This is a genomic window from Streptomyces sp. 549, assembly GCF_030124175.1.
GTDB lineage: Bacteria > Actinomycetota > Actinomycetes > Streptomycetales > Streptomycetaceae > Streptomyces.
Map to the genome: position 1 here is coordinate 282710 of NZ_JASKMT010000003.1, position 13985 is coordinate 296694.

Consider the following 13985-nt stretch of genomic DNA (forward strand, 5'->3'; position numbering starts at 1 on the left):
CTACCGGCACCATCCGCACCATCCGCACCACCGACCAAGCACGTACCCACGGGGGAACACACATGTCAGGCTTCCCGCCTCCAGGCCCGCAGCAACCGCACAGCCCGCACCACGGACCTCACCAGGGCCCGTACCAGGGCTGGCACGTACCGCCGAACAAGCCGGGCGTGATCCCGCTTGCCCCACTGCTCGTCGGTGACCTCCTCGGCGGCGCCTTCAACACCATCCGCAGACTCAGCGGGCCGCTCTACGGCTACGTCGGCAAGGTCGCCGGGCTGGCCGCACTGGTGATCAGCTCGGCCGTCCTCCTCGCGCACACGGTCGCCGGCGTCAGCCTCTGGGACGCCGGCAGAACCGGTTCGGGGGGCGCCGGCGGCACGTTCGCCCTCGGGGTGCTCATCCTGCTCGTCACGGTGTGCGTGGCCGTGGTGCTGGTCGCGGGCTCCGCAGTCGAGGCCGCGACGCTTGTCGCCGTCTCCCACGCGGTCGTCGGCACCCGGCCCGCGCCCGGTGAGCTGCACACCCGGGTGCGGGCGAAGCTGCCGTCCCTCGTGCTCTGCCGGCTCCTGCTGGCCCTCACCGCAGGGTGCCTCGGCGCCGCGGGTTACGGCATGCTCGTCAGCACCTTCGTGTTCGGCGCCGCCCAGACATCCCTGGCCGGTGTGCTGCCGCTGCTGCTCGGCGGGCTCGCCGCTCTCACCGCCGCCGCCTACCTCTACGTGCGGTTCGCCTTCAGCTCGGCCGTCTGCGTTCTGGAGGGCAAGCCGCCGATGGCGGCGCTGCGCCGCTCGGGGCGGCTGGTGAAGGGCGCCTGGTGGCGGACGTTCGGTGTCACCGCGCTGGCGAGCGTGTTGTCCGGCGCGCTCGCCCAGGTCGCGCAGAGCGCGCTGCTCGTCGTCGCCGTACCGCTGACGTTCCTCGCCCTCGCGACCGGTGACGCCGGCTCGACGGGCACGGTGGTGGCCCTGCTGATCGTCGCGCTGGTGATGGTCGCGCCGACCGTCACGATGCTGCCGTTCACGTACGCCATCGCCGCACTGCTCTACACCGACCGGCGCATCCGCACCGAGGACCACGCCGCCACCCTGGCAGCGGCCGCCGGCCCCGGCCCGTGGTCGCCCCAGCCGCCAACCCGGCCCGGCTCCCCTGCCTGACCCGCGCCCGCCACTGACCGCCCTGCCCCCACCCACCCGGCCTGCCCTGGCCGCCGTCCTCTGCCGAAGGTTCCATCCCGTGCGTTCCCCGTTCGCCGTGTCCCGGATGCTCAAGCACGCGCCCGCCGTCAGAGCCGGGCTGCCGCCTGCCGCGGCGCTGGAACTGGACCCCGACGACCCCGCGCTGCACGCCGCCCGGCTCGCAGCGTCCGCCGGTGACCACCGCCCCGCCGCCCGCCTGCTGGCGGCCAGTCGTCAGCAGCAGGACTGGGCGCTGCGCAGCACCCACGTGTGGCAGCTCGCCAAGCACACCGAGCACCATCCGGGCTGGCTGGACACGTGGCTGAACGATTCACCCCAGGACCCGGACGCGCTGCTGGTGAAGTCCGCCTGGTACATCCACCACGCCTGGACGATCCGCACCGGCCACCGGGCGAAAGACGTCGCCGAGGACCGCTTCCGCGCGTTCTTCTCCGTCCTGCACGACGCCGTCCCGACGCTCAGCGAGGCCGCGCGGCTCAACCCGGGCGACCCCGTGCCGCTGCAACTCGCCCTGACCCACTGCCGGGGCATCCAGGCACCCCGCGAGGTCTTCGAGAGCTACTGGGCCGAAGCGCTGAGGCGCGACCCGGACGACTTCGACTGCCACCAGTCGGCCCTCCAGTACCTGTGCGACAAGTGGTACGGCTCGCACGAGGAGATGTTCGCCTTCGCCGAGCGCGCCGCCGAGACCGCGCCCGAGGACTCCAAGCTGCGACTGCTGCCGCTGATCGCCGCCATCGAGTACGTGGTCGTCTCCGAGGACGACCACACGGACGGCCCGGTCACCGAGGAACGCGTCGAGGCCGCCATCGCCTGCGCCCAGGCCCTCGCCGCCCGCTGCGTGCCCGGCGACCCCCGCACCGCCGACGTGCACAACCACCTGGCGCTGGTGCTCAGCCTGTGGGGCCGTCCGCACGAGGCCCTGGAGCGGTTCCGGGCCGCCGGCACGCACGTCACCGAGTTCCCCTGGGCGTACCTGAGTGACGAAGCACGAACGGTCTTCCTTGAGCACCGCGAGGAGGTCTGCCTGCAGATAGCCGCCGACGTCCCCCTCTTCGGCACTCCCCCGGCTCCACCCGCACCCCCGCTCGGCAACCCGGCGGCGGACCGCGACGCCGCGCCCGCCACAGGTGCACCCGCCGCCTCCGCGTCCGGCACGACCGCCGACCCGGCGGCGGCTTCAGCCCCCGGGTCGCAGCGGGTCTGGTCCCTGGCCGTCGCCGCCGCCCGCCCCGACACCGTCGCCGAGGGGGCGTCGATGTCCGGCGTGCCCCTGCGCGTCGCCCCGGCCGGTTCCGCCCACAGCCACGTCGAGCGCGCCCCCGACACCGCGCCCGCCAAGCGCTCCGGGTTCGGCGCCCAGACCGTAACCGACGCCGCCGGCATCCTCACCACCGGCGAGACCTGGCCGACGCTCGTCCTGCACCGCAGCGGCGAACGCCACGGCTTCAGCCTCGTGCACAAGGGCAAGCTGACCGCGTCCCACTGGTGGGACCCGCGCGCCGGCATCACCGACCACGCCGAAGCCACCGCGACCGCTGAAGCCCTCGCGCTCGCCTACGACCTGCCCGATGCGCGCCCCCTCACCCGACTGCTGCGCGGGTCAGGCGACCCCCGCCACCAGCTCGACGCGCTGCTCACCGCCCTCGCCCTGCCTGCACTGCCCGAAGGCCTGGACGACCGACCGGAGGTCCTCGCCACCACCCCCGGCACCCGCCTCGTCGCCCGCCGCGGCCTGCGCGAGGGCTTCCACGAAGCCCTCTCCGGCGCCGACGCCCGCTCCGCCACCCCGACATCGGCCACCACCTACCGCACCACCGGCTGGTGGCTGCTGCGCTCGGTCGGCCTGGTGGTCCTCACCGGCTTCGCCGTCTACGCCTGGTGGTCCCCCGACATCGGCTGGTTCCGCGCCGTCCTCGCCACCCTCGGCGCCTTCTACCTCGCCAAGCAACTCATCAACGCCGTCCTCCACCCGGGCCGGGGCGCCTGAGCCTCGCGGCTCTCGACGCGCCCGGCCGAGCTGTGGCCGCGAACCGGAGGCGTCGTCAGAGACGGACGAGATGCACCCGGTCACCGCACAGCTTGGCGATGTCGTCGACATCGGACGTCAGCAGGGCCACCGGGCCCTGCTGACGAAGGGCTGCTTCAGCGATCATGGAATCGATCGCGTACTTGTGACCGTGCAGGCCAGCGCTCTTGAGCAGCGCGGCCGACGCCTCGGCCGCCTGCTGGGTGACGTGCTCCACCTTCAACCGTGACAGTGCCCAGTTGAGACGCGGCAGGTTCACACGCGCACGGCCGACCTCGACGACGGCGTTGGCACCGGTCGCCCCGGTACTGGCCGTAACCGCATTCTCGCCTCAGCGGCGACGAATGATCTCATCACCCAACACCTTGATGACTTCCGCCATCTTGTCGTCCACACTCAGCGGGGCTGCCAGCGTTTCGATCCATTCACGCAGGTCGATGGCGTTCAACTCTCCCCACTCTGCATGCAGGACAGCCCTCCGTGCGATCACATCCCAACGATGCCGATGCCCCGAAAGCTGATACCAGTCGACCAGGACCTGGGCCCTTCCCGGCGTGTCACTCGACCGGATTCCCGAGATCAACCCTTCACGCAGGTGATTCAGCGCCGACGCATAGATCGGACTGCCGTTCAGGACGTCCGCATCACTGGATAGCTCGAACTTCAGCTCCATGCCAGCACGTAGAAGTGCTTGCACCTGAGTAAAGTCGTCGAACTCAATCAACTCTGACACGAGAGAGTTCTCCTTCTCTGACCCGGAACGCCGTCCCGTGCCGCCCGCGACTTCTCCCCCTGCGGCGTCACCAGATCTCCACTCCGCTGAATCGAACGATTCTTGTACAAGATCCTCGACCGCTGCGGTCCGTCCGGGTAGGGGCAGGTTCAAGATGCCGCTCTGTCCAGATCCTCAGGGGACTTTCGACCGCTACGACGCCGCAGGAAGTGCTGCACCAGCAATACCACCCAAACCACCAGGAACACCGCCGCGGCAACTCTCGCCCAGGTCGCGGTACCGCTGCTGGCTGCTGTCCACGCACAGAACAGGATGCTGAAGTAGATCCACCCCGGGCCGTCCCTGAACTCATCCCTCGGACTTCGCGACATCTCCGCTCCCCCCTGTAGTCGCATGTGCCGCATGGCTGAGCATTGCCTGCCCACCCCGGCCCCTCAACAGCACCCCGCGTCGAGCGCCGACCCCGTACCCGCCACCCCCGTACCCGCCGCCCCCGTGTCCCCCGCTCCCGGCAGGGTGCGGCGGTTGCGGGCTTCGCGGTTGCGGGCGCCGAGGTGGGCGTCGGCCGGGTAGCCGACCTGCTCCAGGGTGAGGCCGTGCGGGCGCACCACGTGGACGGCGGAGTCGCGGACGCCTGCGGCGAGTACCTCGCCGGGCCAGGTCGGCGGGCGGTGGCCGTCGCCGACGAAGAGCATGGCGCCCACCAGGGAGCGGACCATGTTGTGGCAGAAGGCGTCCGCCTTGACGGTGGCCTCCAGCACGCCGTCCGGGCGGCGGACCCAGTGCAGCTCCTGGAGAGTGCGGATGGTCGTGGCACCCTCGCGCTTCTTGCAGTACGCCGCGAAGTCGTGCTCGCCCAGAAGGCGTTGGGCGGCGGCGTTCATCGCGTCCTCGTCCAGCGGCCAGTTGTGCCACAGCACGTGGCCGCGCTGGAGCGGGTCGACGCCGCCGGGGTGGTCGCTGACGCGGTAGGCGTAGCGGCGCCAGATCGCGGAGAAGCGGGCGTTGAAGTCGGTGGGGGCCTCGCTGACGCGGTGCACGCGGACGTCCCAGGGCAGGCGTCCGGCGAGGCGGCGAAGCAGCCGCTCCCGGTGGTCGGCCCACAGCTCGGCGGGCAGGTCGCAGTGCGCGACCTGCCCGCGGGCGTGCACGCCCGCGTCCGTGCGCCCGGCGACGGTCAGCTCGACCGGCGCGCCCAGGCGCAGGACGACGCGCAGCGCCTCGGCCAGCTCGCCCTGCACGGTGCGGCGGCCGTGCTGGACGGCCCAGCCGGAGAAGTCCTTGCCGTCGTAGGACAGGTCGAGCCGTACCCGGACGAAGCCGGGCTCCGGTGCGTCGCTCACGAAGGTGATCCTCTCGGGGAACGGCGTACGGGCCCGCCCCCGGAGGGACGGGCCCGTACGTTCACTGCGGGGAAGGGGACGCTCAGGCGTCCTTCTTCTCCTCGGCGGCCTTGTCGGCGTCGCCCTTGTCGGCGTCAGCCTCGGCAGCGTCTGCCTTGTCGGCGTCAGCAGCCTTGTCGGAGTCGGTGGCCTCGGCGTCGGCCTGGGCCGCGTCCTTCGGCTCGTCGTCCTTCGCCGCGTCCTTCTTCAGGTCCGCGACGGCCTGCTCGCCGGCGGCGTCCTTGGCGGAGCGCTTCGTGGCGGCCTCGGCCTCACCGACAGCGGTCTGCTGCACGGTCAGGGCCTCCACCAGCTCGATGACCGCCATCGGCGCGTTGTCGCCGCGACGGTTGCCGATCTTGGTGATCCGGGTGTAGCCACCCGGGCGGTTCTCGTAGCGGGGGCCGATCTCGGTGAAGAGCGCGTGGACGACGCTCTTGTCCAGGATCGTGCGCATGACCTGGCGGCGGTTGTGAAGGTCGCCCTTCTTCGCCTTGGTGATCAGACGCTCCGCGACCGGGCGCAGGCGGCGGGCCTTCGCCTCGGTGGTGGTGATGCGGCCGTGCTCGAAAAGGCTGGTGGCGAGGTTGCCAAGCATGGCCTTCTGGTGCGCCGCGCTGCCGCCCAGACGGGCGCCCTTGGTGGGCTTCGGCATGGTGATTCTCCTTGTTCTCTGCACCGGCCGTGTCAGGTACCGGTGTCAGGCCGGACCGGCGGACGCCGGACCGGGGTGTGCCGTCCCGGTCACCCGCGAGGGGCACGCGGAACGGCACGAAGCCCCGGGACGGGAGGCGTGAGCTGCCCGTCCCGGAGTGGATCATGCTGATCCGTACTGGATCAGTACTGCTCGGTCTCGACGAAGCCCTGGTCGGCGTCGTCGTCCGCGCCGAAGGCGTCGGCGGCGGCCGTCGGGTCGAATCCGGGCGGGCTGTCCTTCAGGGCCAGGCCCATGCCGGCCAGCTTCGCCTTGACCTCGTCGATCGACTTCGCACCGAAGTTGCGGATGTCGAGCAGGTCCGCCTCGGAACGCGCCACGAGCTCACCCACGGAGTGGATGCCCTCGCGCTTGAGGCAGTTGTAGGAGCGGACGGTGAGTTCCAGCTCCTCGATCGGCAGCGCCAGGTCGGCGGCGAGCGCGGCGTCGGTGGGCGAGGGGCCCATGTCGATGCCCTCGGCGTCCACGTTCAGCTCGCGGGCCAGGCCGAACAGCTCGACCAGCGTCTTGCCCGCGGAGGCCATGGCGTCACGGGGACGCATGGACTCCTTGGTCTCGACGTCGACGATGAGCTTGTCGAAGTCGGTGCGCTGCTCGACTCGGGTCGCCTCGACCTTGTAGGTGACCTTCAGCACGGGGCTGTAGATGGAGTCGACCGGGATGCGGCCGATCTCCTGGCCGAGCTGCTTGTTCTGCACGGCGGAGACGTAGCCGCGACCGCGCTCGACGGTCAGCTCCATCTCCAGCTTGCCCTTGGCGTTGAGCGTGGCCAGGACCAGGTCGGGGTTGTGCACCTCGACACCGGCCGGCGGCGCGATGTCCGCGGCGGTGACCAGGCCGGGGCCCTGCTTGCGCAGGTACATCACGACCGGCTCGTCGTGCTCCGAGGAGACGACGAGCTGCTTGATGTTGAGGATCAGGTCGGTCACGTCGTCCTTGACGCCGGGCACGGTGGTGAACTCGTGCAGGACGCCGTCGACCCGGATGCTGGTGACAGCCGCACCGGGGATCGAGGACAGGAGCGTGCGACGCAGGGAGTTACCGAGGGTGTAGCCGAACCCCGGCTCCAGCGGCTCGATGACGAACCGGGAGCGGAACTCGTCGACGACCTCTTCGGTCAGTGAGGGGCGCTGAGCGATCAGCATGGGTGATGCCTCCAGATCTTCGGCAACCGCTATTTGATGCCGAGCTCCCGGACGGACGTCCGGGACCTGATACTGCAAGGGTACGGGCGACCTGCCGCCGCAGCGACAGACCGCCCGCACTCAAACCGGTTCTGCTCGTACTACTGGGTACTACCGACTACTCGGTACTACCGACGAGCGACCGGTACTGCTGGGTACTGCTGAGCGTGCCCGATCGGACGCCCGAGGAGCGGGCGGGCACCTGGGTGCCGCCCGCCCGCTTCGGTCAGACGCGGCGGCGCTTGGGGGGACGGCAGCCGTTGTGCGGGGTGGGCGTGACGTCCTGGATCGAGCCGACCTCAAGGCCGGTGGCCTGGAGGGAGCGGATCGCGGTCTCACGGCCGGAGCCGGGACCCTTGACGAACACGTCGACCTTGCGCATGCCGTGCTCCTGCGCACGGCGGGCGGCGGACTCGGCAGCCATCTGCGCCGCGAACGGCGTGGACTTGCGCGAGCCCTTGAAGCCCACGTGACCGGCCGAGGCCCAGGAGATCACGTTGCCGGTGGGGTCGGTGATCGAAACGATGGTGTTGTTGAACGTGCTCTTGATGTGAGCGTGCCCGTGGGCGACGTTCTTCTTCTCCTTGCGGCGCACCTTCTTGGCGCCGGCCGTACGGCCCTTCGGAGGCATATAGTTCTTCTCCCGTGGAGGTGGTCGGTCCTACAGCTCGGACCGCTGGGTAGCGTCCGGTGAGGACTACTTCTTGCCCGGCTTCTTCTTGCCGGCGATCGCGCGACGCGGGCCCTTGCGGGTGCGGGCGTTGGTCTTGGTGCGCTGGCCACGGACGGGGAGACCGCGGCGGTGACGCAGACCCTCGTAGTTGCCGATCTCGACCTTGCGACGGATGTCGGCCTGGATCTCCCGACGGAGGTCGCCCTCGGTCTGGAAGTTGGCGTCCACGTAGTCGCGGAGCTTGATGAGGTCTTCCTCGGCGAGGTCGCGAACCCGGGTGTCCGGGTTGACGCCGGTGTTCTCCAGGGCTTCCTGGGACCGGGTGCGGCCGATGCCGAAGACGTAGGTGAGGGCGACCTCCACGCGCTTCTCGCGCGGAAGGTCAACGCCTGCAAGGCGTGCCATTGACGTGGCTCCTGATGGCTATTCGGAGGTCTGGCGCAGCACCGTTCCCGTAAGGCTCCTGAGCGTTACGAGCCGGGTCCCCGGCCTCCGACCGGGGGTGTCGTCCCCACACTTCACGTGGGGGGTCGGGTGACTGCGTCTCTATCTGTCTGCTTGCGTCGCGCGAAGAACTGCGAGGTGCGGGTCGTGCGTCAGCCCTGGCGCTGCTTGTGGCGCAGGTTGTCGCAGATGACCATGACCCGGCCGTGACGGCGGATCACCTTGCACTTGTCGCAGATCTTCTTGACGCTCGGCTTGACCTTCATGGGATGTGAGGTTCTCCGGGTCAGGCCACCACCTCGCCGAGACGAGGCGCCGGCAAGATCTACTTGTAGCGGTAGACGATCCGTCCACGAGTCAGGTCGTAGGGAGACAACTCCACCACGACCCGGTCGTCGGGAAGGATACGGATGTAGTGCATCCGCATCTTGCCGCTGATGTGCGCGAGGACCTGGTGCCCGTTTTGGAGCTCCACCTTGAACATCGCGTTCGGGAGAGACTCGACGACGGTGCCCTCGATCTCGATGGCCCCTTGTTTTTTGGCCATGCTTGAGCGCTTCACCTTCCGTGGATCGGCTACCTGTGATCGGTCCGGGCATACGGATACACCAGGACCGACGAGCCAGTCTACGTCAGGGACCCCGGAAAGACGAATCCGGGGATTCTCCCCCGATTACAAGATCCCTAAGCGGGTAGAGGCGGCGGATCGCACCGAACCGGGGCGATCACGACAGCCGCCCGGCACCCGCCTCACCCGGACGGGGGACGGGCGACGCCGAGCGGGTCGACGCCCGCCGCCCCCGGCGGCGCCTGGCTTCAGCCCAGCGGGTCGGGTGCCGCCTCGATGCCGTACTCGGCGAGCTTCGCCCGGCCGCCGTCCGGCGCGGTCAGCACCAGCGGGCCCTGCTCGGTCAGCGCCACCGAGTGCTCCCAGTGGCTGGACCAGCTGCCGTCGTTGGTCTTGACCGTCCACTCGTCGTCGAGCACGTGCGTCTTCGCCGTGCCCAGGCTCACCATCGGCTCGATGGCCAGGCACATGCCCGGCACCAGCTTCGGCCCCTTGCCACGGCGGCGGTCGACGTAGTTCAGCAGGTGCGGGTCCATGTGCATCTGGCTGCCGATGCCGTGGCCGCCGTAGTCCTCGACGATGCCGTACTTGCCGGACGCCGGACGCGGCTGCCGCCGGACGTAGCCCTCGATCGCCTTCGAGATGTCCACCAACCGGTTGCCCTTGCGCATGGCGGCGATGCCGGCCCACATGGACTCCTCGGTGACCCGGCTCAGCTCGACCACCTCGGCGGAGTGCCCCTCACCCACGAACACGGTCAGTGCGGCGTCACCGTGCCAGCCGTCGATGATCGCGCCCGCGTCGATGGAGATCAGGTCGCCCGACTTCAGCACCGTGTCCCGGCTCGGGATGCCGTGCACCACCACCTCGTTGACCGAGGTGCAGATGTTGCCGGTGAAGCCGCCGTACCCCAGGAAGTTGGGCTTGGCGCCGTGGTCGGCGAGCACCTTCGCCGCGACCTCGTCGAGGTCCTTCGTGGTGGCCCCCGGCACGGCGGCCTCCTTGCAGGCGCGGTGCATCGCGGCGACCACCAGCCCTGCCGCACGCATCTTCGCGATCTGCTCGGGGGTCTTGAGCTCCACCATGGGGACTGCGCCTTCCTCAACCGTTGTGAACCGCTGTGCTGTGTGGACCGTCGTGCCGCGCACGCCTGCCGTGCATACACGATACGGCGGCGGCGCCCACCAGGGCACCGCCGCCGTATCGCTGAAGAGGTCCGTCAGTCGCGGCCCAGCGCCGCCATCGCGCGGCGCGTCACCTCGGAGACCTCGGCCAGGGCCGGGATCGTCGTCACCAGCTCCTGCGACTTGTAGTAGTCGATGATCGGCTCGGTCTCCGTGTGGTAGACCTCCAGGCGCTTGCGCACCGTGTCCTCGCGGTCGTCCTCACGCTGGTACAGCTCGCCACCGCACACGTCGCACACCCCGTCCGCCTTCGACGGGCTGTAGACGACGTGGAAGATGTGGCTGCTGTCCTTGCGGCACATCCGGCGGCCGGCGATCCGCTTGACCACCTCGTCCTCGGGGACCTCCAGGTCCAGCACCGCGTCCAGCGTCAGGCCGCCCTCCTTGAGGATGACGTCCAGCGCCTCGGCCTGGGCCACGTTCCGCGGGAAGCCGTCCAGCAGGAAGCCGCCCTCGGCGTCCGGCTGCTCCATGCGGTCCTTGGCCATGCCGATGGTGACCTCGTCCGGTACCAGCCGGCCCTCGTCCATGAACGCCTTGGCCTGCTGCCCGAGCGGGGTGCCCTGGCTGATGTTGGCCCGGAACAGGTCGCCGGTGGAGATGTGCGGGATGCCGAGACTTCGGGCGAGCAACGCGGCCTGCGTGCCCTTTCCCGCACCAGGCGGCCCAACGAGGAGGATACGCATCAGCGGAGGAACCCTTCGTAGTTGCGCTGCTGGAGTTGGCTCTCAATCTGCTTCACGGTCTCCAGACCGACGCCCACGATGATGAGGATGCTTGTTCCTCCGAACGGGAACTCGCCCTGGGCGTTGAACGCGATCAGCGCAACGGTAGGCACGAGTGCGATCAGACCAAGGTAGATCGATCCGGGCCACGTGATGCGGTTCAGCACGTAGCTCAGGTACTCCGCCGTGGGACGGCCGGCCCGGATGCCCGGGATGAAGCCACCATACTTCTTCATGTTGTCTGCAACTTCTTCGGGGTTGAAGGTGATGGAGACGTAGAAGAACGCGAAGAAGACGATCAACAGGAAGTACGTGATGATGTAGATCGGCGCGTCCTGGCTCTGGAAGTTCTGCTGGATCCAGTCGGCCCAGCCGGACTGGGATCCGCTGAACTGGACGATCAGAGCCGGGATGTAGAGCAGCGACGAGGCGAAGATGACCGGGATCACACCGGCCTGGTTCACCTTGAGCGGGATGTAGGTCGAGGTGCCGCCGTAGGAACGCCGGCCGATCATGCGCTTGGCGTACTGCACGGGGATGCGGCGCTGCGCCTGCTCGACGAAGACGACGAGGCCCACCATCCCCAGACCGCAGACGATCACGGTGCCGAACTCGATCCAGCCGTCGGCCAGCGTGCCGGAGCCCTTGATGGCCCACAGCGCGGCGGGGAAGCCCGAAGCGATGGAGACGAACATCAGGATCGACATGCCGTTGCCGATGCCCTTGTCGGTCACCAGCTCACCGAGCCACATGATGAGCGCGGTGCCCGCGGTCATCGTGATGACCATCGAGATGATGGTGAACATCGACGGGTCGGGCACGATCTGGCTGCCGACCGTGCAGTTCTGGAAGAGGCTGCCGCTGCGCGCGGTCGCCACCAGGCCGGTGGCCTGGAGCACGGCGAGCGCCATGGTCAGGTAGCGGGTGTACTGGGTGATCTTCGCCTGGCCGGACTGGCCCTCCTTCTTGAGGGCCTCCAGCCGGGGGATGACCACGACCAGCAGCTGGAGGATGATGCTCGCCGTGATGTACGGCATGATCCCGAGCGCGAAGATCGTGATCTGCATCAGCGCGCCGCCGCTGAACATGTTGACCAGGTCGAAGAGGCCCTTGTCCCCGCTCCCGGCCTCAGTCACGCACTGCTGGACGTTCTCGTAGCTCACGCCCGGCACGGGGATGTGGGCACCCAGCCGGAAGAGCACGATGATGCCCAGCGTGAACAGCAGCTTCTTGCGCAGGTCGGGCGTCTTGAACGCCCGGGCGAACGCGCTGAGCACGGTACCTCCTGCGCCCCCCGCGTGTGGCGCGAGAGGTGACGGTCTTGTGTAACGACGGATAAGAGAACTGGTAAGCGTCCGCGCCGGTCGCGACGCGGAAGCAGGCAGTGCCCGCCACCATACCGGCGACAGGCCCTCCCTAGGAACGACCAACCGGGGATGCCCGTTCCTGGGCATCCCCGGTTGGTCTCACGCCATCATGCTCAGACGAGCTCGGTGACGGTACCGCCGGCAGCGGTGATCTTCTCCTTGGCGGAGCCGGAGACGGCGTCCACCGTCACCTGCAGCGCCACGGAGACGTCGCCCGAACCCAGCACCTTCACGAGGCTGTTCTTGCGAACCGCGCCCTTCTCGACCAGGTCGGCAACCGTGACCTCGCCGCCCTCGGGGTAGAGGGACGCGAGCTTGTCCAGGTTCACCACCTGGTACTCGGTGCGGAACGGGTTCTTGAAGCCCTTGAGCTTGGGCAGCCGCATGTGCAGCGGCATCTGCCCACCCTCGAAGCGCTCCGGAACCTGGTAGCGGGCCTTGGTGCCCTTGGTACCACGACCGGCCGTCTTACCCTTTGACGCCTCACCACGACCGACACGGGTCTTGGCGGTCTTGGCGCCCGGGGCCGGACGGAGGTTGTGGACCTTCAGCGGCTTCTGCTCCGCCATCTCAGTCGACCTCCTCAACCGTCACGAGGTGCCGCACGGTGTGAACCATGCCGCGGAACTCGGGGCGGTCTTCCTTGACGACCACATCGTTGACACGCTTCAGACCGAGGGTCCGCAGCGTCTCACGGTGGTTCTTCTTCGTCCCGATCACGGACTTCGTCTGGGTGACCTTGAGCTGAGCCATTACGCGCTCACCCCAGCCCGCGCCCGCAGCAGAGCTGCGGGAGCGACGTCCTCCAGAGGCAGGCCACGGCGGGCAGCGATCTCCTCGGGGCGCTGAAGGCCCTTCAGAGCGGCCACCGTGGCGTGCACGATGTTGATCGGGTTGGACGAGCCGAGCGACTTGCTGAGCACGTCGTGGATACCGGCGCACTCCAGCACGGCACGCACCGGGCCACCGGCGATGACGCCGGTACCGGGGGAAGCCGGCTTGAGCAGCACGACACCGGCCGCCTTCTCACCCTGGAAGGGGTGCGGGATGGTGCCCTGGATCCGGGGGACCTTGAAGAAGTTCTTCTTGGCCTCCTCCACACCCTTGGCGATGGCAGCCGGCACCTCCTTCGCCTTGCCGTATCCGACACCGACGGTGCCGTCACCGTCGCCCACCACGACAAGCGCGGTGAAGCTGAAGCGACGACCGCCCTTGACGACCTTGGCGACGCGGTTGATCGCGACGACACGCTCGACGTATGCGGTCTTGTCAGCAGCCTGACCGCCGCCGCGCCCGTCCTTACGGTCCCGCCGCTCGCCGCCACCGGCGCCGCCTCCGCGGCGCTGGGGTCCAGCCATTGGAATTACCTCTCTCTATGTCCGCTAGCTACGGAACCGGCTCAGAACTTGAGCCCGGCTTCGCGGGCGGCGTCGGCCAGGGCGGCAATGCGCCCGGCGTACTTGTTGCCACCGCGGTCGAAGACGACAGCCTCGACGCCGGCGGCCTTGGCACGCTCAGCGAGCAGTGCACCGACCTGCTTGGCCTGCGCGCTCTTGTCACCCTCGCCACCGCGGACGGAGACGTCCAGCGACGAAGCGGAGGCCAGCGTGTGGCCTGCGATGTCGTCGATGACCTGGGCGACCATGTGCCTGTTGGAGCGGGTCACGACCAGCCGCGGGCGCTCGGGAGTACCCGAGATCCTCTTGCGGATCCGGATGTGACGGCGCTTGGCGGCAGCCCGCTTGTACGCGTCGCCCTTGGCGATCTTCACGCCGTATGCCATGG

Annotated in this window: 17 protein-coding genes and 1 pseudogene; 2 read left to right on the top strand and 16 right to left on the bottom strand. The window is 69.1% G+C overall.

The genetic code is table 11. From position 1 onward, the window contains the following. Positions 1-62: 62 nt before the first annotated feature. Positions 63-1154 (top strand): hypothetical protein, encoded by a 1092-nt coding sequence (locus tag QNO07_RS05420; RefSeq protein WP_283990368.1) that lies wholly within the window; start codon positions 63-65, stop codon positions 1152-1154. 79 nt (positions 1155-1233) lie between these two features. Next, positions 1234-3186: a hypothetical protein gene (locus QNO07_RS05425; protein ID WP_283990369.1), complete on the top strand. Its 1953-nt coding sequence runs from the start codon at positions 1234-1236 to the stop codon at positions 3184-3186. Between the two features lie 55 nt (positions 3187-3241). On the opposite strand, the pseudogene QNO07_RS05430 reads toward QNO07_RS05425, so the two are convergent. The 16 genes and pseudogenes from QNO07_RS05430 to rplR all read right to left on the bottom strand — a co-directional run. Next, a pseudogene (locus tag QNO07_RS05430) lies at positions 3242-3520 on the bottom strand (DNA-binding protein); the annotation flags it as partial. A gap of 36 nt (positions 3521-3556) precedes the next feature. Next, positions 3557-3958 carry a hypothetical protein gene (locus QNO07_RS05435; protein WP_283990370.1) on the bottom strand — a complete coding sequence of 134 codons (402 nt, stop codon included), beginning with the start codon at positions 3956-3958 and terminating at the stop codon, positions 3557-3559. A gap of 434 nt (positions 3959-4392) precedes the next feature. Further along, complete coding sequence (truA, locus tag QNO07_RS05440) at positions 4393-5301, bottom strand: tRNA pseudouridine(38-40) synthase TruA (RefSeq protein ID WP_283990371.1); 909 nt, start codon at positions 5299-5301, stop codon at positions 4393-4395. Between the two features lie 82 nt (positions 5302-5383). Beyond that, positions 5384-5995 carry a 50S ribosomal protein L17 gene (gene rplQ / locus QNO07_RS05445; protein WP_283990372.1) on the bottom strand — a complete coding sequence of 204 codons (612 nt, stop codon included), beginning with the start codon at positions 5993-5995 and terminating at the stop codon, positions 5384-5386. 182 nt (positions 5996-6177) lie between these two features. Continuing rightward, the gene (locus QNO07_RS05450; RefSeq protein WP_283990374.1) at positions 6178-7200 is read right to left on the bottom strand and encodes a DNA-directed RNA polymerase subunit alpha; all 1023 of its coding nucleotides are present in this window, start codon (positions 7198-7200) and stop codon (positions 6178-6180) included. 265 nt (positions 7201-7465) lie between these two features. After that, positions 7466-7870: a 30S ribosomal protein S11 gene (gene rpsK / locus QNO07_RS05455; protein ID WP_004571845.1), complete on the bottom strand. Its 405-nt coding sequence runs from the start codon at positions 7868-7870 to the stop codon at positions 7466-7468. A 66-nt stretch (positions 7871-7936) separates the two neighbouring features. Then, positions 7937-8317 carry a 30S ribosomal protein S13 gene (gene rpsM / locus QNO07_RS05460; protein WP_283990377.1) on the bottom strand — a complete coding sequence of 127 codons (381 nt, stop codon included), beginning with the start codon at positions 8315-8317 and terminating at the stop codon, positions 7937-7939. Between the two features lie 191 nt (positions 8318-8508). Further along, positions 8509-8622 carry a 50S ribosomal protein L36 gene (gene rpmJ / locus QNO07_RS05465; RefSeq protein WP_003956441.1) on the bottom strand — a complete coding sequence of 38 codons (114 nt, stop codon included), beginning with the start codon at positions 8620-8622 and terminating at the stop codon, positions 8509-8511. A gap of 59 nt (positions 8623-8681) precedes the next feature. Continuing rightward, on the bottom strand, positions 8682-8903 hold the full coding sequence (infA, locus tag QNO07_RS05470; protein ID WP_003948620.1) for a translation initiation factor IF-1: 222 nt from the start codon (positions 8901-8903) through the stop codon (positions 8682-8684). 269 nt (positions 8904-9172) lie between these two features. Further along, positions 9173-10009 carry a type I methionyl aminopeptidase gene (gene map, locus QNO07_RS05475; RefSeq protein ID WP_283990383.1) on the bottom strand — a complete coding sequence of 279 codons (837 nt, stop codon included), beginning with the start codon at positions 10007-10009 and terminating at the stop codon, positions 9173-9175. Positions 10010-10143: 134 nt separating this feature from the next. Further along, complete coding sequence (locus tag QNO07_RS05480; protein ID WP_283990384.1) at positions 10144-10794, bottom strand: adenylate kinase; 651 nt, start codon at positions 10792-10794, stop codon at positions 10144-10146. Continuing rightward, positions 10794-12110 carry a preprotein translocase subunit SecY gene (secY, locus tag QNO07_RS05485; RefSeq protein ID WP_283990385.1) on the bottom strand — a complete coding sequence of 439 codons (1317 nt, stop codon included), beginning with the start codon at positions 12108-12110 and terminating at the stop codon, positions 10794-10796. The genes QNO07_RS05480 and secY overlap by 1 nt, the downstream gene beginning before the upstream one ends. A 203-nt stretch (positions 12111-12313) precedes the next feature. After that, positions 12314-12769: a 50S ribosomal protein L15 gene (rplO, locus tag QNO07_RS05490; protein ID WP_283990386.1), complete on the bottom strand. Its 456-nt coding sequence runs from the start codon at positions 12767-12769 to the stop codon at positions 12314-12316. A gap of 1 nt (position 12770) precedes the next feature. Further along, positions 12771-12953 (bottom strand): 50S ribosomal protein L30, encoded by a 183-nt coding sequence (gene rpmD / locus QNO07_RS05495; protein ID WP_283990387.1) that lies wholly within the window; start codon positions 12951-12953, stop codon positions 12771-12773. Next, positions 12953-13558 carry a 30S ribosomal protein S5 gene (gene rpsE / locus QNO07_RS05500; RefSeq protein ID WP_283990388.1) on the bottom strand — a complete coding sequence of 202 codons (606 nt, stop codon included), beginning with the start codon at positions 13556-13558 and terminating at the stop codon, positions 12953-12955. Before rpsE ends, rpmD begins: the two co-directional genes overlap by 1 nt. Before the next feature lie 41 nt (positions 13559-13599). Next, positions 13600-13983, bottom strand: a complete 384-nt coding sequence (gene rplR, locus QNO07_RS05505; protein WP_283990390.1) for a 50S ribosomal protein L18 — start codon at positions 13981-13983, stop codon at positions 13600-13602. Positions 13984-13985: the final 2 nt, after the last annotated feature.

Excerpts from the sequence above, each read along its gene's own strand:
- rpsK (WP_004571845.1), bottom strand. The coding sequence starts at position 7,870 with ATGCCTCCGAAGGGCCGTACGGCCGGCGCCAAGAAGGTGCGCCGCAAG.
- rplR (WP_283990390.1), bottom strand. The coding sequence starts at position 13,983 with ATGGCATACGGCGTGAAGATCGCCAAGGGCGACGCGTACAAGCGGGCT.
- QNO07_RS05420 (WP_283990368.1), top strand. The coding sequence starts at position 63 with ATGTCAGGCTTCCCGCCTCCAGGCCCGCAGCAACCGCACAGCCCGCAC.
- rplO (WP_283990386.1), bottom strand. The coding sequence starts at position 12,769 with ATGGCGGAGCAGAAGCCGCTGAAGGTCCACAACCTCCGTCCGGCCCCG.
- rplQ (WP_283990372.1), bottom strand. The coding sequence starts at position 5,995 with ATGCCGAAGCCCACCAAGGGCGCCCGTCTGGGCGGCAGCGCGGCGCAC.
- infA (WP_003948620.1), bottom strand. The coding sequence starts at position 8,903 with ATGGCCAAAAAACAAGGGGCCATCGAGATCGAGGGCACCGTCGTCGAG.
- rpsE (WP_283990388.1), bottom strand. The coding sequence starts at position 13,558 with ATGGCTGGACCCCAGCGCCGCGGAGGCGGCGCCGGTGGCGGCGAGCGG.
- rpsM (WP_283990377.1), bottom strand. The coding sequence starts at position 8,317 with ATGGCACGCCTTGCAGGCGTTGACCTTCCGCGCGAGAAGCGCGTGGAG.
- QNO07_RS05480 (WP_283990384.1), bottom strand. The coding sequence starts at position 10,794 with ATGCGTATCCTCCTCGTTGGGCCGCCTGGTGCGGGAAAGGGCACGCAG.
- map (WP_283990383.1), bottom strand. The coding sequence starts at position 10,009 with ATGGTGGAGCTCAAGACCCCCGAGCAGATCGCGAAGATGCGTGCGGCA.
- QNO07_RS05450 (WP_283990374.1), bottom strand. The coding sequence starts at position 7,200 with ATGCTGATCGCTCAGCGCCCCTCACTGACCGAAGAGGTCGTCGACGAG.
- rpmD (WP_283990387.1), bottom strand. The coding sequence starts at position 12,953 with ATGGCTCAGCTCAAGGTCACCCAGACGAAGTCCGTGATCGGGACGAAG.
- rpmJ (WP_003956441.1), bottom strand. The coding sequence starts at position 8,622 with ATGAAGGTCAAGCCGAGCGTCAAGAAGATCTGCGACAAGTGCAAGGTG.